Origin of the sequence: Achromobacter pestifer (genome assembly GCF_013267355.1) — a bacterium.
Classification (GTDB): domain Bacteria; phylum Pseudomonadota; class Gammaproteobacteria; order Burkholderiales; family Burkholderiaceae_B; genus Achromobacter; species Achromobacter pestifer_A.
The window spans coordinates 1,940,908-1,960,232 of the sequence record NZ_CP053985.1 but is presented as its reverse complement, the minus strand read 5'-3'; the positions used below and the strand labels follow the sequence as shown (position 1 = coordinate 1,960,232).

Annotated in this window: 18 protein-coding genes; 6 read left to right on the top strand and 12 right to left on the bottom strand. The window is 68.3% G+C overall.

Annotated elements, in window-relative coordinates; genetic code table 11:
- Positions 1-5 precede the first annotated feature (5 nt).
- Together thiE and FOC84_RS09510 are read right to left on the bottom strand one after the other, a co-directional pair.
- A complete protein-coding gene (gene thiE / locus FOC84_RS09515; RefSeq protein WP_173144198.1) occupies positions 6-671 on the bottom strand; it encodes a thiamine phosphate synthase in 666 nt (221 codons plus the stop codon).
- Positions 668-1,477, bottom strand: a complete 810-nt coding sequence (locus FOC84_RS09510) for a bifunctional hydroxymethylpyrimidine kinase/phosphomethylpyrimidine kinase (protein ID WP_173144197.1) — start codon at positions 1,475-1,477, stop codon at positions 668-670. The genes thiE and FOC84_RS09510 overlap by 4 nt, the downstream gene beginning before the upstream one ends.
- Before the next feature lie 157 nt (positions 1,478-1,634).
- Here FOC84_RS09510 and FOC84_RS09505 point away from each other — a divergent pair, with 157 nt between their 5' ends.
- The 6 genes from FOC84_RS09505 to FOC84_RS09480 all read left to right on the top strand — a co-directional run bounded on the left by FOC84_RS09505 (position 1,635) and on the right by FOC84_RS09480 (position 5,895).
- Complete coding sequence (locus FOC84_RS09505; RefSeq protein ID WP_003814980.1) at positions 1,635-1,799, top strand: rubredoxin; 165 nt, start codon at positions 1,635-1,637, stop codon at positions 1,797-1,799.
- Between the two features lie 152 nt (positions 1,800-1,951).
- Positions 1,952-2,539 carry a YqgE/AlgH family protein gene (locus FOC84_RS09500; protein WP_173144196.1) on the top strand — a complete coding sequence of 196 codons (588 nt, stop codon included), beginning with the start codon at positions 1,952-1,954 and terminating at the stop codon, positions 2,537-2,539.
- The gene (gene ruvX, locus FOC84_RS09495) at positions 2,532-2,933 is read left to right on the top strand and encodes a Holliday junction resolvase RuvX (protein ID WP_173144195.1); all 402 of its coding nucleotides are present in this window, start codon (positions 2,532-2,534) and stop codon (positions 2,931-2,933) included. The genes FOC84_RS09500 and ruvX overlap by 8 nt, the downstream gene beginning before the upstream one ends.
- 21 nt (positions 2,934-2,954) lie before the next feature.
- On the top strand, positions 2,955-3,872 hold the full coding sequence (locus FOC84_RS09490; RefSeq protein WP_173144194.1) for an aspartate carbamoyltransferase: 918 nt from the start codon (positions 2,955-2,957) through the stop codon (positions 3,870-3,872).
- Entirely contained in the window at positions 3,869-5,158 is a 1,290-nt protein-coding gene (locus tag FOC84_RS09485) for a dihydroorotase (protein ID WP_173144193.1), read from the top strand. Before FOC84_RS09490 ends, FOC84_RS09485 begins: the two co-directional genes overlap by 4 nt.
- Positions 5,155-5,895 (top strand): lysophospholipid acyltransferase family protein, encoded by a 741-nt coding sequence (locus FOC84_RS09480; RefSeq protein ID WP_173144192.1) that lies wholly within the window; start codon positions 5,155-5,157, stop codon positions 5,893-5,895. Before FOC84_RS09485 ends, FOC84_RS09480 begins: the two co-directional genes overlap by 4 nt.
- An 894-nt stretch (positions 5,896-6,789) precedes the next feature.
- On the opposite strand, the gene FOC84_RS09475 is transcribed toward FOC84_RS09480, so the two are convergent.
- The 10 genes from FOC84_RS09475 to FOC84_RS09430 all read right to left on the bottom strand — a co-directional run bounded on the left by FOC84_RS09475 (position 6,790) and on the right by FOC84_RS09430 (position 18,875).
- Positions 6,790-7,623, bottom strand: a complete 834-nt coding sequence (locus FOC84_RS09475) for a symmetrical bis(5'-nucleosyl)-tetraphosphatase (protein ID WP_173144191.1) — start codon at positions 7,621-7,623, stop codon at positions 6,790-6,792.
- Positions 7,620-8,798, bottom strand: a complete 1,179-nt coding sequence (lptG, locus tag FOC84_RS09470; protein ID WP_173144190.1) for an LPS export ABC transporter permease LptG — start codon at positions 8,796-8,798, stop codon at positions 7,620-7,622. The genes FOC84_RS09475 and lptG overlap by 4 nt, the downstream gene beginning before the upstream one ends.
- 80 nt (positions 8,799-8,878) lie before the next feature.
- Positions 8,879-9,601: a monofunctional biosynthetic peptidoglycan transglycosylase gene (gene mtgA, locus FOC84_RS09465; RefSeq protein WP_173144189.1), complete on the bottom strand. Its 723-nt coding sequence runs from the start codon at positions 9,599-9,601 to the stop codon at positions 8,879-8,881.
- A 5-nt stretch (positions 9,602-9,606) separates the two neighbouring features.
- The gene (gene aroE / locus FOC84_RS09460) at positions 9,607-10,470 is read right to left on the bottom strand and encodes a shikimate dehydrogenase (RefSeq protein ID WP_173144188.1); all 864 of its coding nucleotides are present in this window, start codon (positions 10,468-10,470) and stop codon (positions 9,607-9,609) included.
- Positions 10,467-11,366: a TonB family protein gene (locus FOC84_RS09455; RefSeq protein ID WP_173150038.1), complete on the bottom strand. Its 900-nt coding sequence runs from the start codon at positions 11,364-11,366 to the stop codon at positions 10,467-10,469. The genes aroE and FOC84_RS09455 overlap by 4 nt, the downstream gene beginning before the upstream one ends.
- A 110-nt stretch (positions 11,367-11,476) precedes the next feature.
- Positions 11,477-12,565 (bottom strand): ABC transporter ATP-binding protein, encoded by a 1,089-nt coding sequence (locus FOC84_RS09450; RefSeq protein WP_173144187.1) that lies wholly within the window; start codon positions 12,563-12,565, stop codon positions 11,477-11,479.
- A complete protein-coding gene (locus FOC84_RS09445) occupies positions 12,558-14,330 on the bottom strand; it encodes an ABC transporter permease (RefSeq protein WP_173144186.1) in 1,773 nt (590 codons plus the stop codon). The genes FOC84_RS09450 and FOC84_RS09445 overlap by 8 nt, the downstream gene beginning before the upstream one ends.
- A gap of 149 nt (positions 14,331-14,479) precedes the next feature.
- Positions 14,480-15,577, bottom strand: coding sequence for an ABC transporter substrate-binding protein (locus tag FOC84_RS09440; protein ID WP_173144185.1), 1,098 nt, complete (start codon positions 15,575-15,577; stop codon positions 14,480-14,482).
- A 153-nt stretch (positions 15,578-15,730) separates the two neighbouring features.
- Positions 15,731-18,217, bottom strand: coding sequence for a sensor histidine kinase (locus tag FOC84_RS09435; protein ID WP_173144184.1), 2,487 nt, complete (start codon positions 18,215-18,217; stop codon positions 15,731-15,733).
- The gene (locus FOC84_RS09430; RefSeq protein WP_173144183.1) at positions 18,204-18,875 is read right to left on the bottom strand and encodes a response regulator transcription factor; all 672 of its coding nucleotides are present in this window, start codon (positions 18,873-18,875) and stop codon (positions 18,204-18,206) included. Before FOC84_RS09430 ends, FOC84_RS09435 begins: the two co-directional genes overlap by 14 nt.
- Positions 18,876-19,325 lie beyond the last annotated feature (450 nt).

Here is a 19,325-nt window from a genome sequence, read left to right as displayed (position 1 = left end):
GGCGTTCAAGGCTTGCGGTTGGGGTTGGCGGAGTAGGGCGCGGAGCATGCGGCCGCGGCGGCGCGGATGCTGGGCGCCTCGAAAAGCGCGGTGATGACGGCGATGGCGTCGGCGCCAGCCTGCGCCACCAGTGGCGCGTTGTCGGGCGTGATGCCGCCGATGGCGACTACCGCGGGGCGCGGAGCGTCCCAGCTGTCGGTCAGGCGGCGGGCTTCGGTTAGGACCGATAGCGGCGCGCGCACGGTGTCGGGTTTGACCGTGGATGCGTACATGGCGCCAAAGGCGATGTAGTCGGCACCCGCGGCCAGCAGTTCCTGGGCGCGGCCCAGGTCGTCGTAGCTGGAGCCGCCCAGGATCAGGTCGGGGCCGGCCTCGGCGCGGATGCGCGCCAGGCTTTCGTCCTCGCGGCCGACGTGCGCGCCGTCGGCGCCCACGTCCAGCGCCAGGCGCCAGTCGTCATTGATCAGGAAGACCACGCCCAGCTCGCGGCACAGCGGCGCCAGCGCGCGGGCCTGGGCGGCGCGCACGGCATCGGGCACGTTCTTGCGGCGCAGCTGCAGCGAGCGCATGCCGCCCTCGGCGGCCTGGCGCACCGCCAGCAGCAGGCGATCGGTGTCGTCCCATTCGGGGGTGACGCCATACAGGCCGGTGGGGAAACGCAGCGCTTTCATTGGGGAGGCATCCGGTTGGGAATGCGCCGGCCCATGCCCGGCAGGAAGCTGGCGGCAACCGCCGCGTCGGCGTGCGCCAGGCCCTGGCGCACGGCTTCGGGCATTTCCAGGCCGCGGGCCAGCATGGCGGCGATGGCGCTGGCGGCCACGCCGCCGGCGTCGCCGTTGCGGTCCGGGGGCGCTTGCCAGGGCAGGGTGGCGGTCTGGCCGTTGGGGCCCAGCAGCATGTTGGCGTAGTGGCCGGGCCGCTGCGGGCTGCCCAGGACCAGGACCCACTCGGCGCCCGCCGCCAGCAAGGCGTGCATGGGCGTCGGTGCGTCCCCGATATCGATGTCACCGTCGGCGTGCCACTGCGCCAGGCGCAGGTGCTCGATGACCAGCAGATCCGTCTGCGGCAGCACCAGCTCCAGGGTGGCGGCCAACAGGTCGTCGGCGTCGTCCTCGTCGGCGGCGTCGGCCGGCGGCTGGGCGCGCTGGCCCAGATGCAGCACCAGCGGCACCTGGCTGTAGTCGGCGGCGACCTGGGCCGCCACGCTGGCGGTTTCCGCGGTGTATAGTCCGCCCACCTTGATGGCCTGCACGGACATGTCTTCGAGCAGGCAGCGCGCCTGGTCGTCCAGCAGATCGGGTGTGACGGGATGGATTTCTTCAATGCCGGCGGTGTCCCGCACGGTCAGCGCGGTCACGGCCGCGAGGCCATGGCAGCCCAGGCTGGCGCAGGTGACGGCGTCTGCCGGCAGGCCGTCGGAGCCCGAGGGATCGAGCGGGCCGAAGACCAAAACGAGAGGGGGAGTAACGGGGGCCACTTGGACAGCGCTAGAGTGGGGGTGCGCCCGGACTCATTTGCGGTGAATCAGGGGAACCCCTATTGGGTTTCGGTAAGATTGTCCCCATTCTAATGGAAGCCCCTCACCTTTGCCCTGACACCGGGGCAAGGGCCTGGATTTGATGTAAGAGAGAACTATGCGTACTTGGATGTGTTTGATTTGCGGCTGGGTCTACGACGAAGAGGCCGGCCTGCCCGACGAAGGCATTGCCCCCGGCACCCGCTGGGAAGACGTGCCGCCGAACTGGGTCTGTCCTGAATGCGGCGCCCGCAAAGAGGACTTCGAACTGATGGAAATCTGAGGCCGCAGCGCCGACATATTCCGCCAAGGCTCGTAAGATGGGACTACGCCCCATCCTTCGCAACCGTGGGACGGACTGCCGCCAGGCATGATGCTTGCTGGGCACGCGCGGCCTCCCCACGGTTCTTTCAGATTACCCATGTAGGGGTTGCCATGACGGAAAAACATCACCAAGACGCCACGACGCAGGCAGCCAACTTCGCCAACCAGTTCCTCATCGCCATGCCGGGCATGGTGGAAGGCAGCCTGGCAGGCTCGGTCATCTATGTGTGCGAGCACACCGAGCGCGGCGCGCTGGGCCTGGTCATCAACCGGCCCACCGACCTGACGCTGGGCACCCTGTTCGAGCGCATCGACTTGACGCTCGAGATCGGTCCGGTGAAGGACACCTTGGTCTTTTTTGGCGGTCCGGTGCAGACCGACCGCGGTTTCGTGCTGCACGCGCCGGCCGGCGACTACAGCTCCAGCATCAAGCTGGGCGACATGGCACTGACCACCTCGCGCGACGTGCTGCAGGCCGTGGCCGACGGCAAGGGGCCGGCCCGCATGCTGGTCACGCTGGGCTACGCCGGCTGGGGCGCGGGCCAGCTCGAAAGCGAGATGGCCCAGAACGCCTGGCTCAGCGTGGGCGCGGACGACAGCATCATTTTCGACGTGCCCCCCGAGGAACGCTATCCGGCCGCGCTGAAGCTGCTGGGCATCGACCCGGTGATGCTGGCGGGCGATGCCGGCCATGCCTGAAGAGACCCTGCTTGCCTTCGATTTCGGCGAGAAGAAGATCGGCATCGCCATCGGCAATACGCTGACGCGCCACGCGCGTCCGCTGGAAATCATCTTCAGCGAAGTCCGCGAGGCGCGCTTCGGCCGCATCGCGGCGCTCTTGCAGGAATGGCAGCCCCATCGCGTCGTGGTGGGCCTGGCGCTGGACGCCGACGGCGGCGAACAGCCGGCCACCGCGCGCTGCCGCCGCTTCGCCAATCAATTGCACGGCCGCTTCGGCCTGGCGGTCGAACTGGTCGATGAACGCGGCTCCAGCATGGAGGCGCAGCGCCTGCTGGGCACCCATGCCGCCGACGACGCGATGGCCGCGGCCGTCATCCTGCAACGATACCTGGACACCCTGCCTGCGTCCTGAGGCGCGCGGTCCGGCCTGCCTATGCTCAATCCGCAACTCGATCGCCGCGGCGAACTGATACACCTGCTGACCACCGAAGGGCTGCCCAGGAGGCATGTCGAACGGCTGCTGGACGTGGCGCGCGGCCATGCCGCAGGCGAGACGCCCGCCAGTCGCTCGTGCGCGATGCCGGTGTTCCTGTGCCTGCCCGGCGAGGCCTCGCAGGACCGCGGCGCCTTTGCCGCCGCTGCGCAGCATCTGTCGCTGTCGCCGCTGGCGCTGGATCCGCAAGCCGCCGAGGCGCTGGCCGCAACCGCTGCCCGGCTGGCGCCGGGCGTGCTGGTGCTGCGCCATGGCGCCAGCGGCGCGGCCCATTGCGCGGCCGCGCGCGCGGCGCCCGGCCTGCGCATCCTGAATGCGGGCGACGGCTGCCACGCCGACCCCTTGCCGGCATTGGCGCTGGTGCAGGCCATGCTCGAGGCGCGGCAGGACCTGACCAATCTGGCCGTGACGCTGGTGGGCGACATCCGCCACTCGCGCGTGGCGCGCTCCGTCATCCATGCCATGACCACGCTGGGCGTGCCCGAAGTCCGCGCCGCCGCGCCGCGTACCCTGTTGCCCGATGGCCTGCCGCAGTTGGGCGTGCGCGCCTGCGCCTCGCTGCGGGAAGGGCTGCAGGACGCCGACGTCGTCATCGTGCTGCCCTTGCAAGTGGAAGGCATCAGCGGCTCGCAGCTGCCTTCTGCCCGCGAATATGCGCAGGCCTACGGCTTGACGCCGGATGTCATGGCCGCGTGCCGCCCTGATGCCTTGCTGTTGCCGGCAGGCGCGCTGACACCCGGCATCGAGGTCGACGGCGATGTGTCGGCCAGCCTTGAGCCCATCGAGACGCGGCTGGCGGATATCGAACAGCATTTGCGCCTGGCCGCCCTGGACCTGCTGACCGGAGACGCGGCATGAGACTGCATATCGCCAATGGCCGGCTGATCGATCCTGCCAACGCGGTGGACGGGCAGCACGACCTCTACATCGCCGACGGCCATGTCGTCGCCGTGGGCAGCGAGCCCGACGGCTTTCTCGCGGACCGTCGCCTGGACGCAAGTGGACTGGCGGTCTTGCCGGGTCTGATCGATCTGTCCGCGCGGGTGTCGCAGCCCGGCGCGGCGGCATTCGCGCCTTCCGAACTGCGTGCGGCGCTTGCCGGCGGCGTCACCCGGCTGGTGCTGCCGCCGGACCCCGGCGCGCCGCTGGATGAACCCGGCAAGGCCGAGGCCTTGATGCGCCACGCCGAGGCCGGGCAATGCCGGATCCATCCGCTGGGCGCGATGACCGTGGGGCTGGCGGGCGAAACGCTGGCGGAGATGGGCCTGCTGGCCCAGGCGGGCTGCCTGGCCTATGCGCAAGGCGAGCAAGGCATCGCCGACACGCGCGTGCTCTGGGGCGCGATGCGCTACGCCAGCGGCATGGGCCTGGCGCTGTGGCTGCGCCCGCAAGACCCGTGGCTTGCGCGCAGCGCGGCCGCCGCCAGCGGCGCCTACGCCGAACGCCTGGGCCTCGAAGGGCTGCCGCCGCAAGCGGAAACCGTGGCGCTGCACACCATTTTCGAACTGCAGCGCGCCACCGGCGCGCGCGTGCATCTGACGCGGCTGTCCACGGCCGCCGGGCTGGAGCTGCTGCGCGCCGCCCGGCGCGAGGGCCTGCCGGTCACGGCCGACGTGTCCGCCCACAGCCTGCACCTGACCGACGTGGACATCGGCTTCTTCAACACGGACTTCCGCCTGAATCCGCCGCTGCGCGGCCAGCGCGACCGCGACGCGATCCAGGCGGCGCTGGCCGACGGCACGGTCGACGCGCTGTGCTCCGATCACACCCCCGTCGACGACGCCGCCAAAGCCGTGCCATTCCCGTTGGCCGAGCCTGGCGCCACGGGGCTGGAGCTGTTGTTGTCCCTGGCCCTGAAGTGGGCGCGTGACCACCGGCGCCCCTTGGCCGAAGCGCTGGCGCGCATCACTAGCGGACCCGCCGCGGTACTGGACAAGATCGCGCCGCAGGCTGCAACGGCTGGCCATCTGGGCGTGGGAGCGCCAGCAGACCTGTGCCTGGCCGACCTGGACGCCGAATGGCTGGTGATGCCGGCTGCCCTGCAAAGCCGCAGCGGCCACACCCCGTTCGCGGGTATGATGCTGCCCGGCCGTGTACGCGCCACCGTGGTCGGTGGCAGCCTGGCCTGGGAGACTCCGGTTTGAAGCTGCTGCGCTTTGTCCTTAGGCTGTTCCTCGTGGTGCCCTGGATTCTCTTCGGCCTCTTGTGCGTGGGCCTGGTGTATCCGCTGATCGGGCACAAGTCGCGCGCCTGGCTGAACCGCCGCTGGTCGCGCTGCCTGATGGCCTTCTGTGGCCTGCGGGTCATCCTCAAGGGCGAACCGCGCCTGACCGGTCCGGTGCTGATGGTGGCCAACCACGTGTCCTGGATCGATATCTTCGTGCTGAATTCGGCGCGCGCCACGTCCTTCGTCGCCAAAAGCGAAATCCGCAGCTGGCCTATCATCGGCTGGCTGGTGGCCGGCGCCGGCACGCTTTTCATCGAACGCGGCCAGCGCCACGCGGTGCACGCCATGGGCGAATCCATGCAGGCCCGCTTCAAGCAGGGCGATGCGGTGGGATTGTTCCCCGAAGGGACGACGACCGAGGGTTTCGAACTGCTGCCTTTCCATGCCAGCCTGTTTGAACCGGCGCGTTCCGCCGCCGTCGAGATCCAGCCGGTGGCCTTGCGGTTCCTGCAGCATGGCAAGCGCAGCGGCTATGCGGCGTTCGTGGGGGAGGAGTCCTTGGTGGCGAATCTCTGGCGGGTGCTGGGCGTGACGGGGTTGGCCGTCGAAGTGGTGTTCCTGCCGCCGTTGGCGGCGCGGCATCCGGACGGGAGTCTGCCTACTCGGCTGGAGCTTTCGCATCAGGCTCGAGATGCGATTTTGAGTGTGCTGTAGCTCGTAAGTGCTTCGTAGGTCGTCCGTCGTCGCGGGCGGCGTGGCGGCTCGCGCCCACGATTGCGGTCCGGAGCGTTCGCTCCGGACTGCCCCTTCGTCATCTTCGTCACCGCCTTTGGCGGTTCCTTCAGATTCCCTCGGGCGCATCGAGGTTGCGAGCCGCCACGCCGCCCGCGACGACGGACTACGTGCGTCTTGGCTTGTTGCGCGGCTAGAGCAGTGGTTGGTGGCGTGTCTTGCGGGGCCCGCCCCAGGCCGGCCGCGCGGGCGGCCTTTTGGGGCTTACGCGGTGTCTTGCGTCGCGTGTTGGCGCTGCGCGCTGGTGGTGAGTGCAGTTGGTGGTTGGTGAATTTTGGTATGTAGGGCGCTGAAGTGCGTCGGTTGGCCAACAATCGTCATTCAACGTCAGTGTCGGATGGGTGGCGCGCGTGATGGTCAGCATGCGCAAACGGTTCGCCATCGCGCGCCACCCATCACCGCCCACCCCCGCTAGCTGGCGGCCATCAACTAACAGCTGATCGCATTCGCGCAAGCGAACACAATAGAAATTCAAGAAATCACGTATGTCATTCTCGGCCGCCCGCGCGGCCGAGAATGACGGGCAAGCAACGACTCGCCCCTGACCACGGCTCTAGCGGCGCGACAGGCCAAGATTCAGGTAGCCCGTCGGCGCGGACGCCTGGGTGGCGAGCAACCTCGATGCGCCCGAGGGAATCTGAAGGGAAGGCCGAAGGCCTGGACGAAGATGACGACGGGGCAGTCCGGAGCGAAGGCTCCGGACCGCAATCGTGGGCGCTCGCCACTCAGGCGTTCCCGCCGACGGGCGGCCTACGAAGCACTACGCTACGGCCCACGAAGCAATCAAACCGAGCCGGAAAAAAGTCCTCGAAACCGCTACTCAGACAACGGATCCTGAAACTGCGAGCACTTCACCTGCACCAGCCTCCGATCCTGCAACCGCAAAGCCGTCAGCGACCCGCCCCAAACGCACCCCGTATCCAGGCAAATTACATCAGGCCGCTGCAACAACCCCAGCGTCGACCAATGCCCGAACACCGTCGTGACATTGCGCGTGGCGCGGTTGGGCACGTCGAACCAGGGCACCAGGCCGGTCGGCCAGGCGCCCGGCGTCACCTTGGTGGCGAATTCCATGTGGCCGTTGGGCGTGCACAGGCGGATGCGCGTCAGCGCGTTGATGATGACCCGCATGCGCTTGCCGCCCTTGTGGTCTTCCTTCCACGTGGCCGGCTCGTTGCCGTACATCTTTTGCAGCGCCTTCTGCCAGTTCGGCCCGCGCAGGGCGTCCTGGACTTCGCCGGCCAGGGCCAGCGTCTTGGCCACGTCCCATTTGGCCAGCGTGCCGGCGTGGACCAGCAGGTGGTTCTGTTCGAAGTGGGCCAGCGGGCGAAAGCGCAGCCAGTTGATCAGGTCGGCCGCGTCCGGCGCCCGCAGGACGTCCTCGAGCGTGTCCGATTTTGAGGGCTTGCGCACCCCCGCGGCCGTGGCCAGCAGGTGCAGGTCATGGTTGCCCAGCACCGTGGTCGCGCGGTCGCCCAGGTCGATGATGCGGCGCAGGGTTTCCAGCGATTCGGGGCCGCGGTTGACCAGGTCGCCGGCGAACCAGAAGCGCGACTTGGGATCGCCGACCAGTTCGGGGTGGGACAGCAAGCGATCCAGCGGCGAGCAGCAGCCCTGCACGTCGCCGATCATCCAGATACTGCCGTTCATGCGGGACTTTTGCTCCAAGGCCAACGTTGTTGCACGATCCGCGCGATGGTGTGGCGGTACTCCATGTAGCCCATCGCGCCCAGCGCCATGATCATGGCGCCGATGTTCGGACCCAGGGCGGTCAGCCAGGCCGGCCATTTGCCCAGCATGCCTACGTTCAGGGCCAACTGGTTCAGCATGAAGAAGCCCACGCCCAGCAGGATGCCGATGAAGACCTTGGCGCCTACGCCGCCGCGGCGCGTCTGCATCAAGCCGATGGGAGCGGCAATGGTGATCATGACCAGCAGGGTGAACGGATATGCCAGTTTGCGCCACAAGGCGACGACCTGTCGACCATATTGCAGCTGGTTGTTGCGCAAATAATCCACATAGTCCAGCAGCGTGGCGATGGACATGCGTTCGGGGGTCAGGACGCGGGCCAGCAGGCGTTCTGCGCTGAGTGTCGTGTCAATCCGACGCTCTTGCACCTTCACGACAGTAGCCGGCGGGTTCTTGGGTGGGCGAGCATCGGCCAATGCTTCAGCCGCCTGATCGTCAAGTCGCGTTTCAGTGACATTGTTCAGCCACAGGTCGCCATGGAGAAACAGGCCGAGCGGCGAGGTGGACAGGACGGACAGCGTCTGGTCTTTCTTGAACTCATAAATCGTGACGTTGGTTACCTGGCCGTCGCCTCTAAGTTCGCCGATATTGATGATGCGGGTGCCGCCGTTGGCGGTGGGTTCCTTGAACCAGTAGCCGCTCTTGAGACGGTCGCCGCCCGCCTTGCCGCGGAACAGCAGGTTGGCCTCGCCGGACTTGATTTCGGCCCAGGGCGTGACGTACTCGGACAGCAGGCCCGCGCCTATCATCAGCGGGATCGTGACGATCCAGAGCATGCGCAGCAGCTTCATGCCGCTGACGCCGGACACCCGCAGGATGACCAGTTCGTTGCGCTGGGCCAGCCCAGCCAGCGCCAGGATGGCGCCGATCAGCAGGCCGATGGGCAGCAGGTCGTAGAGACGGGTCGGGATCGCCAGCGCCTGCATGTACAGCAGGGCCATCATGGAGAACTTGTCGCCCACGTTGTCCAGATCGTCCACCAACGCGAAGAACGTGAAAAGGCCCAGCAGGGCCATGAGGACCACTGCGCAAGAGCGATAGATCTCGCGGGCCAGGTAGCGACGTGCGGTACGCATGAAAGAAAGGAGGAGCGCCTAAACCCGAAAGCTTAACAAATCCCGCCGCTGAGGGTGGGGACCAGAGGGCCGTATCCGTGTCAGGGGATGTCGACCATTTGCATCCGCCGCGTCAGGACGCCGACCCGGGAGTTCAGGTACCGGGTATTGCGGTGGGCGTCATAGAAGCGCGGGTTGGGCAGCATGGCCGCCAGCCGGGCCGACTGGCTGGCCCCAAGATTGGCGGCGGAGGTATTGAAATAGTGTTTGGCGGCGGCCTGGGCGCCGAACACGCCTTCGCCCCATTCCGCCACGTTCAGATACAGCTCCAGGATCCGCTCCTTGCTCATGACGTGTTCGATCATGTAGGTCAGCACGAGTTCCTGGCCCTTGCGGATATAGCTGCGGGAGCTGGACAGGAACAGGTTCTTGGCCAGCTGCTGGGTGATGGTGGAGCCGCCGCGCACCTTGCCGCGGCCGGCTTCCTGCTGCTTCTGGTTGTATTCCCAGGCCTTGCGGATGGCGTCCCATTCGACGCCGTCATGCTCGGTGAAGTTGGAGTCCTCGGACGCCACGACCGCGCGCTTGAGGTTGCGGTTGATCTTGTCGTAGGGCACCCATTCGTATTTCAGCTCGAAATCGGGGTTGCCGTCGCTCAGGCGGGAGCGTTCCTCGCGCATGATCGCGCTGCTGCCCGGGGGGCGGTAGTTGTACCAGACCACCTGGGCGAACAGCCAGAACTGGTAGAGCAGCACCAGGCACACCAGCGCCATCAGCGCGCCGCTGATGATCCGGAACCAGGAGCGGCCCTTGCGCGTCGCCATGCCGTCTATTGCCCGGCCTTGAGCGCCTCGCGCAGCGCGGCCAGCACGGGGGCGGGGTCGGGACGCACGCCATGCCAGATGTAGAAACTCTCGGCCGCCTGGCCCACCAGCATGCCCAGGCCATCGGCCGCGAGGGCGGCGCCGTCGGCTTGAGCCTGTTGCATGAAGGCGGTGGGCTGGGCGCCGTACATCATGTCGTAGGCGGCGGCGCCGGGCGCGTAGAGGCCCGGGGGCAGGTCAGGGGCGGCGTTCTGCAGGCCGCTGGCGGTGGCGTTGATGACCAGGTTCCAGCCGCCGGCCAGGGCGGCGTCCGCCAGGCTGCCGCCGGTGACGGGCGTCTGCGGCGACACGCCGCTGTCGCGCCAGGAGGCAGCCAGTTCTTCCGCCTTGGACGCGGTGCGGTTGACGATGTGGATGCGGGCGCAGCCAGCCTCGGCCAGCGGCTGCAGCACGCCGCGGGCGGCGCCGCCCGCGCCGACCAGCAGCACGGACGCCCCGGCGAGGCGCAGGCCCAGGCGCAGCAGGTCCGATACCAGTCCCACGCCGTCGGTATTGCAGCCATGCCAGGCGCCGTCGCGCCAGGACAGGGTGTTGACCGCGCCGGCCAGGCGGGCGCGGCTGGAGAGGCGGCCGGCCGCCAGGGCGTAGGCGTCCAGCTTGAAGGGCACCGTCACGTTCAGGCCCAGCCCGCCCTCGGCCACGAAGGCGGCGACGGCGTCGGCAAAGCCGTCCACCGGGGCCAGCAGGCGGTCGTAGCGCAGCGGCTTGCCGGTCTGTTCGGCAAACATGGCGTGGATCTGGGGCGAGCGGCTGTGCGCGATGGGGTTGCCGATGACGGCGTATCTGGCGAGAGGGGGCGCCTCGGTCATGGGGCTTGTGTTTCCAGGGTGTCGTTGACGAAATGCCAGGTACGGGTGATGACCAGCACGTCCGTGTCGCGCGCGATATCGGGCGGGAACGGCGGGAAGGGCGCGGCCAGCTGGACGATGCGGCGGGCCGCCTGGTTCAGCACGGCATGCGGCGAGGGCTGGTCGATATCGACATTGGCGATGCTGCCGTCGGCGCGCACCGACACCGTGATGCGCAGGGAGCCGTAGATGCGGCCGCGGGCCTCGTCCGGGTAGTGCTGGGTGCCGACCGTTTCGATGCGGGTGCGCCAGGCGTCCAGGTAGGCGGCGTAGCGCGAGGCCTCGGCGGAGGGCGCCACGAACTGTTTGCGCGGCTCGGCGCTGTACTGCTGCACCCGCGCCGCCAGCGCGGCCACCTGGGCGCTCTGGATGAGACTAGCCTGGTCTTCGGCATCGCGGCCGAGGTCGGCGCCGTCGGGCCACGGGTTGACGGCCTGACGCTCGGCGCCCGCGCGGTCGGCGGCGCGCAGCTGGGTCATCAGGCGGGTCTGTTCGGCTTCCAGCTGCACCTGGCGGCGGCGCATGGCCTCCAGCACGATGGTCTCGGCCGATTCGCCAGTGCGGGGCAGCGGGGTGGTGGACATGCCGCGCTCGGCGTTGCCGCCGCCGCTCATCTGGTTCTGGGCCTGCGCGCGCGGGGTTTCCGGCGGCGTTTCGCTGCGGGCATTGAGCAGCACGACTTCCAGGCTGGTCACCGGCGGACGCGACAGCGCGGGCGCGCCGAAGCGCCACGCCAGGGCGCCGGCGTGCACCAACAGCGATATCGCGATGCCGATTCGCAGGTAATGCTGGGCGGGGGCGCCCAGCCACCGCAGGTAACGGCTCAGCGGGGAGGGGGAATCAGCGAGGTGTTGCACCTGCGCATTGTAGAGCCAGTCCAGGCCCGCCGGGCGCCAAGGGCGGTTCACACTGACAGCCTAGGCCTGGCGTGCGCCGCGGGGTCCCGGGGCGCACGCCGGATGGCGCTTCAGGCGCCGGCGCGGGGAAACACCCAGACTTTGCTGGCGGGCAGGGCCAACCGGCAGGGACCGGGCTCGCGGCCTTCGGGGCCGTAGGCGCGCAGCGCCAGGGTATGGGCCGGGTCGGCGTCGGGGGTGCGGAACAGGTACTCCCAGCGGTCGCCCAGGTACATGCTGGTCAGCAGCGGCATGTCCACGTGGTTGCCGTCGGGGTCGTCCGCCAGCCGCACCTGCTCCACCCGGATGACCGCGGTGGCGTCCTGGCCCTGGGCCACGCCCGGGCTGGCCTTGCCCCACAGCGACCAGCCGCGCCCTTCGATGCGGGCCTGACCGTCGCGTACTTCGGTGACCTTGCCGTCCAGTCGGTTATTGCTGCCCATGAATTCGGCGGTGAACAGGGTGGAGGGGGAGCCGTACATCTCCTGCGGCGTGCCCTGCTGTTCGATCTTGCCGTTGTTCAGCAGCAGGATGCGGTCCGAGATCGCCATGGCTTCGCTCTGGTCATGCGTCACCATCAAGGCCGACAGGCCCAGGCGCATGATCAGCTCGCGCAGGAAGGCGCGGGCCTCTTCGCGCAGCTTGGCGTCCAGGTTGGACAGCGGTTCGTCCAGCAGGATGACGGGCGGGCTGTACACCAGCGCCCGGCCGATGGCCACGCGCTGCTGCTGGCCGCCGGACAGGGCATGCGGATGGCGCTGGCCCAGCTTGCCCAGGCCCAGTTGGTCCAGCACGGCCTGGACGCGTTCGCGCACCTCGGCGCCGGGCACCTTGCGCAGCTTGAGCGGGTAGGCCACGTTTTCGAACACGGTCTTGTGGGGCCACAGGGCATAGGACTGGAACACCAGGCCCAGGTTGCGCTCCTCGGCCGGGATCTCCTTCTTCGCCGCGCCGTCGTAGACGATGCGCTCGCCGATGGTGATGCGGCCGCGCTTGGGGCCTTCCAGGCCGGCCACGGCGCGCAGCAGCGTGGTCTTGCCGCTGCCCGAGGGGCCCAGCAGCGACACCACTTCGCCCTGGCGCAGCTGCATCGACACGCCCTTGAGCACCGGGTTGTCGCCGTAATCCAGGTGCAGGTCTTCTACAGAAAGCTCAATCATGAAGTTTGACTCCGAATCGCAGGGCGACGCCCAGGCCGATCACGACCAGAACGATATTGATGAAGGAAAGCGCGGCCACGATGTCGATGGCGCCCGAGGCCCACAGCGACACCAGCATGGAGCCGATGGTCTCCGTGCCGGGCGACAGCAGGTAGACGCCGGTGGAGTACTCGCGCTCGAAGATCAGGAACATCAGCAGCCAGGAACCGATCAGGCCGTACTTGGCCAGCGGCACCGTGACGTGGCGGGTGACCTGGCCGCGGCGCGCGCCGGCGCTGCGGGCGGCTTCTTCCAGCTCCGGCCCCACTTGCAGCAGGGTCGAGGAGATCAGCCGCAGGCCGTAGGCCATCCACACCACCGTGTAGGCCAGCCACACGCTGAAGATGGTGCTGCGCATGGCGCGCAGCCATTCGATGAAGTTCTCGCGCAGCCATTCCGCGAAGGGCAGGGCCGACAGCCAGCCGCCTTCGTCCAGGGCGTTGTCCAGCCACATCGGCACGAACAGGAACACCCACAGGAACGCCAGGCCGGCCAGGAGGCCCGGCACCGCGCGCGGCACCAGCACGCTGTAGTCCATGAAGCGGGTGATGTTGTCCGGCTTGCGGTGCATGGCCAGGCCCACGAACATGTAGCAGAGCACGGCCAGCGCGCCGCCGAACACGCCGATGGCCACCGAATTGACGATGGCGCGCATCAGGTTGGGCTGCGCGAACACCGTGCGGAACGCATCCAGCGACAGCACGTCGAACAGCGACACGCCCATGCCCCAGTTCGACACGAAGGCGCGCAGCAGCACGCCCATCAGCGGCACCACGATGGTCACCAGCAGCCAGAACGCCACCACCGCGCCGGCCACCCAGCGCCATTTGCCCAGCGGCAGGGCGCGGGCCCGCGAGGCCTTGCCCTTGACGGTGACGAAGCGGTTGGCGGTGCGCATCAGGCGGCGTTGCAGCATCACCAGCGGGATCGTCATGCAGATCAGCACCACGGCCACGGCGGCCATCAGGTGATAGGACGGGATGCCCAGCTTGTTGGTGAGCTTGTACAGGTACGTGGCCAGCACCAGGTTGCCTTCGGGATCGCCCAGCACCAGCACCAGGCCGAACACTTCCAGGCCCAGGAAGAACAGCAGCACGGTGGCGTACAGCATGGCCGGGCGCACCATGGGCAGGCTGACCGACACCATCACGCGCAGCGGCGAGGCGCCGGCCACGCGGGCAGCCTCCTCGACGTCCGAGCCCATGCTGCGCAGCGCCGACGAGATGTATAGATAGGCGTGCGGCACGTGGGTCAGGCCGGCGATGATGACGATGCTGGTCAGCGAATAGACGTTCCAGGGCACGAAGCCCAGCAGGTTCTGCGCCCAGATCGAGAAAAAGCCCACCGGACCCGCGGCCACCACATAGCCGAAGCCCAGCACCATGGGCGACACGAACACCGGCACCAGGATCAGCGGCTCGATCCAGCGGCGGCCGGGCAGGTCCGTGCGTATCATCAGGAACGCCAGCATGCCGCCCAGCGGGATGGCGATGATGGCCAGGCCGAAGGCCAGGATGAAGCCGCTTTTCAGCGCCTTGTAGAAATCGGGATCCGCGAAGATGAAGCGGAACGCGTCCAGGCTGAAGCTCTTGGACGGGGCAAAGAAGGGCGCGGACAGAAAGCTCTGGATGATGATGAACGACAGCGGCACATAAATTGCCAAAGCCGTGATCAGCACCACCACGCCGCGGGGCAGGGACTGCCATTTCGAGCGCAATGACTGCATGGGGAATCCTGTGTTCTTGAATGGCGCGAAGGTCGCGCGGCCGGGTCGGGGGCGACCGCCCCGGCGGCGGTCAGGCGGACGGCGGCACGCCGCCGTCCCCTACGCGCAAGGCGGCCCGGAGCCGTGGCTCCGGTCCGGGCCGCGCGGCATTACTTGCCTGCCGCGGCGCGCCAGTCCTTGATGAACTGCAGGCGCTTGTTCTGCTCCAGGTAGTCCAGCAGCGTTTCGTTGACCGGAATCGGCTTGAGCGAGGCGCCCAGCTTCTTGGTCATGCCGTCGACGTCGTTGTCGCCTTCGATGTCGTCGCGCACCGAGGCCAGGTCGGCCTGGTTCGCCAGGATGGTCTGGCCCTTCTGCGACAGCAGGTAGTCCATCCACAGTTTGGCGGCGTTGCGGTTCTTGGCCTTCTTGCTGATGAACGCGACGCGCGACAGGACCAGCGCGTAGTCGGTCGGGTAGGCCACGCCCAGCGACGGGTCGTTCTTGGCGCGCGTTTCGGCGTAGGAGCCCAGGATGTTGTAGCCGATCAGGTTTTCGCCGGAGGACACGCGTTCCATCATGGTGCCGGTCGACGACTGCACGATCAGGCCGCCCGCGGCGATGCCCTTGAGCGTCTCGAAGTACTTGGGGTCGTTGACCTTGTCCTGCACCGCCAGCATGAAGCCGACCGCCGATTTCTCGATGTCGTAGGTGGTGACCTTGTTCTTGAACTTGTCCGGCTGGCTGGCGATCAGCTTGGCCAGCGCGCCGTGCGTGGTGGGCACTTCAGCGGCGGGGATCAGGCGCTTGTTGTAGATGAACACGGCCGGCTCGTAGGTGGTGCCGTAGGCAGAATCCTTCCACACTGCCCAGGCCGGCAGCTTGCCGACTTCCGGCGACTTGTACTGCAGGGCGTAGTCGGTGGCCAGCTTCAGCGCCGAGTCCATCGAGGAACTCCAGACGATGTCGCCGCTGGTGCCGCCCGCTGCCTGCTCGCTGATGTAGCGGTTGTAGAGCTCGGTGCTGTTCATGTCGTTGTATTCGACCTTGATGCCCGGATACAGCGCCTCGAAGCCCTTGATGACGGGGCCGGCGGCCTTGGTGTCGGTGGTCGAATAGATGACGACCTTGCCTTCCTTCTTGGCGCCGTCCAGGATCTTCTGGTAGTCGGCGGGATAGCCGGCCGGCACTTGCTGTGCAAAGGCGCTGCCGGCGGCGAGGGCGAAAGCAGCGGCGCAGGCGGCCGCCAGTTGGGACTTGGCAAGCATGGGTGTGTCTCCGATGGGTCTTGTGGTTGGAGCGGGATCCGTGTCCAGCTTGCGGGCATCTTAGGAGCCGGCGTCTGTCGTCGTCCTGTCATGGCGGCAGGATGCGTCTAGGGGAAATCCCTGGGCGGCATGGACGCCGTGCGCCCGAAACCCTTACGGCCGCGCGGGCGTGTCCGTCACCAGCCGGATCCAGTTCTGCACAAAGCGCGAATGGCGGCGCTGGTCCAGTCCGACCAGCAGGGCGGGGCTCAGCACTACCGGCTGCACGATGCCCTGGGAGCGCGCCAGCACCGCTTCGGAGGTCCAGCGGCCGGGCGTGTCTTCCATGATGGAGCCCAGCGCCGCATGGCTGGACGCCACCTGCTGCCCGGCGGGCGAGAGCAACCAGTCCACCAGCGCGCGGCCCAGTTCCGGGCTGGGCGCGGTGCGCGCGATCAGCACCGAACGCGCCAGCACCAGCACATAGTCCTGCGGAAAGACCACGCCGATGGGCGCGCCCGCCGCCTGCCGCGACAGGGCGTAAGAGCCCAGGATGTTGTAGCCGATGTCGATCTGGTCGTTCTCGATCGCGTCCAGGATCTCTGCCGTGGTGGCCGACAGGCGCACGCCGGCCTGGCCCATGGCGTTCGCCAGCCCCCAGAAGTTCGACGACACCAGCTCGTCCTGTTCCGCCAGCAGATAGCCCACGCTGCTGGCAGAGATATCGTAGGTGCCGATGCGGCCGCGCAGCTTCGCGGCATCGCGTTCCAGCAGGCGCAGCAGGTCTTGGCGCGAGCGCGGCACGGTGGCTTCGGTGTAGCGCTTGGGGTTGTAGACGATGACGGCCGGCTCGAAGGTGAAGCCATAGACCTCGTGGCGCCAGATGGCCCAGGACGGCAGCTTGGCGGCGTAGGGCGAGGAATAGCTCAGCGCATAGCCGTCGTTGGCCAGGCGGATCTGCAGGTCGGAAGCCGAACTCATCAGCACGTCCACGTCCTTCAACTGTCCGGCGACGGCGGCTTCGTAGAGTTCGCGGCTACCCATCTCGCGGTACACCACCGTCACGTCCGGCCGTTGCGACTGGAAGCCCTGGATCAGCGGCGCGACCACCGGCGTGTCCGTGGGTCCGGCGATGGTCAGCACGCGGGACGTGGGCTGCGGCGCGGGGTAGCGGGTGACGGTTTCCGCGATGCCGGAGGCGCGCACCTCGGCGGGGGATGAGGCCAGCAGCAAGCCCGCCATGCACAGCGCGCCCAGGCAGGCGACGGCTGCGCGGCCGGGCGCGGAGCGCGCCAGCGGCAGGATCACGCGCGCCGTCAGGCCGCCGCCGGGACGGTCCTGCAACCAGAGCGAGCCGCCGTGGGCGGCGGCCACCGAGCGTACGATGGACAGTCCCAGCCCAGACCCCGGCTGCGATTCGCCGGCGCGGCCGCGGGTGAAGCGCTGCTGCACGGCATCCTTTTCGTCGTCGGCCACGCCAGGGCCGCGGTCCGACACGGTCAGCGCCACGCGGAATCCCGCCACGGGCGTGGCCTGGATGTCCACGGAGCCGTCCGGCGCGTAGCGCAGCGCGTTGTCCACCAGGTTGCGCAGCATCTCGCGCAAGGCGACGCGGTCCCCGGCAATGCGGGCGCGGCGGACTTCGGGCGCGATCTCGATGCGCAGGCGCTGCGCGTCCAGCGGGCCGATGCGGCGGCGCGTTTCGTTGACGGTCTCGGCCACGCCCACCAGCGTGCGCGAACCCTTGCCCAGGCGATGGGTGATGGTGGCGTCCATCAGCAGCTGGTTGATCAGCTGGCTGGCATGGGTGGCGTTCAGGTGGATGCGTTCCAGGCGCGCATGCAGCCGCTGCGGATCGGTTTCGTCCAGCGCCACTTCGGCTTGGGCGCGCAGCGAGGCCAGCGGCGTGCGGACCTGGTGGGCGGCGTCCGCCACCAGGGTGTTGAGCGTGCCCATGACGCCGGACAGGCGTTGCATGAAGGCGTTCAGCGCCTCGACCAGCCGCCGCACTTCGCGCGGCACGGGCGTCACCAGCGGTGCCAGATCGTCCGGCGCGCGGCCGCGCAACTCGCGCTCCACCACGGCAAGCGGCGCGAAGGCGCGCTGCACGCCGAACCACAGCAGGCCCAGCGCCACCAGGGACACCACCACCAGCGGCAGCGCGGTGCGCCCCAGGATCTCGTCGGCCAGCGCCTCGCGCGAACCCAGCGTCTCGGCCACGCGCACCGTGACCCAGCCCGCATGCTGGCTGGCCGACACCAGCCGGCCCACGGTGGCGACGCGCACGGGTTCGTCGTGATAGCGCAGGTAGGCGAAGACCGGCGTGGCCGACTGCGCCAGCGGCAGGCCGGGCGCCAGGTCGTCGTAGCCGGTGATGAGGCGGCCATTCGAGGTGCGGGCCTCATAGAACACGCGCTCGCCGCCCGACAGCATGGCCAGCGAGGACACCGGCGGTTCGACGGTGACGTTGTTGTCTTCGATCTGCACCGAGCCGGCGATAGTCAGCGCCGAGGCCGCCAGCAGCCGGTCGAAAGCCTGTTCCGCCGCGCGCTGCGCATAGCCGCGCAGGAAGAACACCAGCCCGATCAGCGCGCAGGCCAGCAGCAGCACGCCCAGCGCGAAGACGCGGCGGCGGATGGAAAAATTTTCAGGGTTCTTCATGGCTGCGGGCCTGATAGCCGACGCCGCGCACCGTGACGATATCGATCGAGGCGCCCGTCAGCTTCTTGCGCAGCCGCGATATCAGCAGCTCAAGCGCATTGAGCGTGCCGTCGTCCAGGTCGAAGAGCTGGTTCATCAGCCGTTCCTTGGCGACGGTCTGGCCCAGCTTGCCGACCAGGATCTCCAGCAGGCGGAACTCCCGCCGCCCCAGCTCCAGCGGCGCGCCGGCCACGCTGACATTGCGGTTGGCGAGGTCCAGGCTGAGGTTGCCGTAGACGGTGACGCTGCTGGTCTGGCCGGCGGGGCGGCGCATCAGCGCGCGCAGCCGGGCTTCCAATTCGCGCAGGTCGAAGGGCTTGACCAGATAGTCGTCGGCGCCCAGGTCCAGCATGTCGATCTTGTCTTCGATTTCCGAGCGCGCGGTCATGACCAGCACGGGGGCTTCCAGGCCGGCGGCGCGCAGTTCCCGGATGACGGTGAAGCCGTCCTTGCCGGGCAGGTTGATGTCCAGCACCAGGGCATCCCAGGTCTCGTCCAGGCCCCAACGCAACGCCGCCACGCCGTCGCGCACCCATTGCACGCTATGGCCGGCGAAACGCAGCTTGCTTTCCACGGCATCGCCGAGATCGAGATTGTCCTCGACCAGCAAAATGCGCATGTGTTGTCTCCGTGTCTTTTGTGGCTTTCGGGGGAGTTTATAGGGGTGTGAGGGTTCTGTGGGTCTTGATGCGGGCGGGCTGGGTTCTTAATGCGCCTGTCGTGTCGGCGGCCTGCGGGGCGCGGGGCAACGATTGCGGTCCGGAGCGTTCGCTCCGGACTTCCCCTTCGTCATCTTCGTCCAGGCCTTCGGCCTTCCCTTCAGATTCCCTCGGGCTTATCGACGCCCCGCGCCCCGCAGGCCGCCGACGCGACAGGCTCCGATGTATGAATCTTCACGGGCGCTGGGGCGGTCGGTGTGCTTGGCGTTCTGGCCACGGATAGTGGTTGGTGGCGTGTCTTGCGGGGCCCGCCCCAAGCCGGCCGCGCGGGCGGCCTTTTGGGGCTTACGCGGCGTCTTGCGTCGTGCGATGGCGCTGCGTGCTGGTGGCGGGGCCGGCTCGTGGTGATG

Bases quoted from the DNA above. Each gene is read 5' to 3' on its own strand.
- FOC84_RS09435 (WP_173144184.1), bottom strand. From the start codon at position 18,217: ATGAAGAACCCTGAAAATTTTTCCATCCGCCGCCGCGTCTTCGCGCTG.
- FOC84_RS09490 (WP_173144194.1), top strand. From the start codon at position 2,955: ATGCTCAATCCGCAACTCGATCGCCGCGGCGAACTGATACACCTGCTG.
- FOC84_RS09440 (WP_173144185.1), bottom strand. From the start codon at position 15,577: ATGCTTGCCAAGTCCCAACTGGCGGCCGCCTGCGCCGCTGCTTTCGCC.
- FOC84_RS09505 (WP_003814980.1), top strand. From the start codon at position 1,635: ATGCGTACTTGGATGTGTTTGATTTGCGGCTGGGTCTACGACGAAGAG.
- FOC84_RS09485 (WP_173144193.1), top strand. From the start codon at position 3,869: ATGAGACTGCATATCGCCAATGGCCGGCTGATCGATCCTGCCAACGCG.
- FOC84_RS09430 (WP_173144183.1), bottom strand. From the start codon at position 18,875: ATGCGCATTTTGCTGGTCGAGGACAATCTCGATCTCGGCGATGCCGTG.
- FOC84_RS09500 (WP_173144196.1), top strand. From the start codon at position 1,952: ATGACGGAAAAACATCACCAAGACGCCACGACGCAGGCAGCCAACTTC.
- FOC84_RS09450 (WP_173144187.1), bottom strand. From the start codon at position 12,565: ATGATTGAGCTTTCTGTAGAAGACCTGCACCTGGATTACGGCGACAAC.
- FOC84_RS09445 (WP_173144186.1), bottom strand. From the start codon at position 14,330: ATGCAGTCATTGCGCTCGAAATGGCAGTCCCTGCCCCGCGGCGTGGTG.
- mtgA (WP_173144189.1), bottom strand. From the start codon at position 9,601: ATGGCGACGCGCAAGGGCCGCTCCTGGTTCCGGATCATCAGCGGCGCG.
- thiE (WP_173144198.1), bottom strand. From the start codon at position 671: ATGAAAGCGCTGCGTTTCCCCACCGGCCTGTATGGCGTCACCCCCGAA.
- lptG (WP_173144190.1), bottom strand. From the start codon at position 8,798: ATGCGTACCGCACGTCGCTACCTGGCCCGCGAGATCTATCGCTCTTGC.
- ruvX (WP_173144195.1), top strand. From the start codon at position 2,532: ATGCCTGAAGAGACCCTGCTTGCCTTCGATTTCGGCGAGAAGAAGATC.
- aroE (WP_173144188.1), bottom strand. From the start codon at position 10,470: ATGACCGAGGCGCCCCCTCTCGCCAGATACGCCGTCATCGGCAACCCC.
- FOC84_RS09475 (WP_173144191.1), bottom strand. From the start codon at position 7,623: ATGAACGGCAGTATCTGGATGATCGGCGACGTGCAGGGCTGCTGCTCG.